Here is a 1,339-nt window from a genome sequence, read left to right on the forward strand (position 1 = left end):
AGGTGGTGGGCGAGGAGTGCGCCGAGGGTGCCGGTGCCGCCGGTGATCAGGACGGTGCCTTCGGGGTCGAACGCCGGACCGTCCGCGGGCAGAGCCGCTCGCCGGGCCAGCCTGGGTACCCGAATCCGCGCGTCGCGGATGGCGAGCTGCGGTTCACCGCTGGCCAGCCCGTCCACAAGCGCCTGCCCGGACGACGAGGCGGCCCCGTCGCCGTTGCCGAGGTCGGCGAGGACGAACCGGTCCGGGTGCTCCGCCTGGGCTGAGCGGATCAGCCCCCAGACGGCCGCGTGGGCGAAGTCGCGCACGGTCCCGTCGGCGTCGGTTCCCTCCCGGGTGACCAGGACGAGCCGGGAGTCGGCGAAACGCTCCTCGGCCAGCCACTGCTGGACGAGCCGCAGCACCGCCTCCACCGTGCTGTGCGTCGCCGCGACGACGCCGTCCGTGTCGCCCGCGCTGCTGGTGTTGTCCGCGCTGCTGGTGTCGACCGCGCTGCTGGTGTCGACCGGGTCCGTCGGCGCCGGCGCGCCCGCTGTCGTGAGTGCCGCGGGCGCGACGATGACGGTTGAGGGGACGGGCGCACCGGCCTCGAGAGCGGACAGCAGGGCCGCCAGATCCGGGTAGGCGGTCCCGCCGGGCACGTCGAGGCCACTGCCGTTCCCCCCGTCCGAGGGGCCCACGAGTTCGGCGATGCCGGTGTCGGATGCCGCGGGCAGCCGGCCGTCGGGCAACGCGACCCATTCCAGGCCGAACAGCGAATCCCGCAGCGGGTCGGCGTCGGCGCCGCGCAGCGCGTCCAGGGAGATCGACCGGATGGTCAGCGTGTCGATCGAGGCGACCGGCGCCCCGGTACCGTCCGCGAGGGCGAGCACGGCGGTGTTCGGGCCGGTGAGCGTCAGGCGCACCCGCAACGTGGTGGCCCCTGTCGCGTACAGCGCGACGCCGGACCAGGCGAACGGCACGCGCGGACCGGGGGCATCCGCGTCCACGGCCGTCTCCGGGTCCACGGCCGTATCGCCGTCCACCGCGGCGTCGGTGACCAGGACGAGGGGATGCAGCGCCGCGTCGAGCAGGGCCGGATGGATACCAAAGGCGTCCACGTCATCGGCGAGCTCGTCCGGGATGCGTACCTCGGCGTAGATCTCCGCGTCCCGTCGCCAGATCGCCCGGACTCCCTGGAAGGCCGGTCCGTACTGGTAGGACCGCGCGGCGAGCCGCTCGTAGGCGTCGCTCACATCGAAGGGGACGGCCCCCGGCGGCGGCCAGGCGCTCAGGTCGAAGTCCTGCGGCTGGGCGGTGGGGCTGGTGGTGAGGGTGGCGGTGGCGTGGGGGGTCCGGTGAC

General features: G+C 74.6%; 1 protein-coding gene. It reads right to left on the reverse strand.

Features of this window, described 5'->3' with window-relative positions:
- Positions 1–1,339: polyketide synthase dehydratase domain-containing protein (locus tag MXD61_RS05630; protein ID WP_248811783.1), on the reverse strand; the 1,339-nt coding region annotated here is incomplete at both ends.

The organism is Frankia sp. AgPm24 (assembly GCF_023243055.1).
Classification (GTDB): Bacteria; Actinomycetota; Actinomycetes; order Frankiales; family Frankiaceae; genus Frankia; species Frankia umida.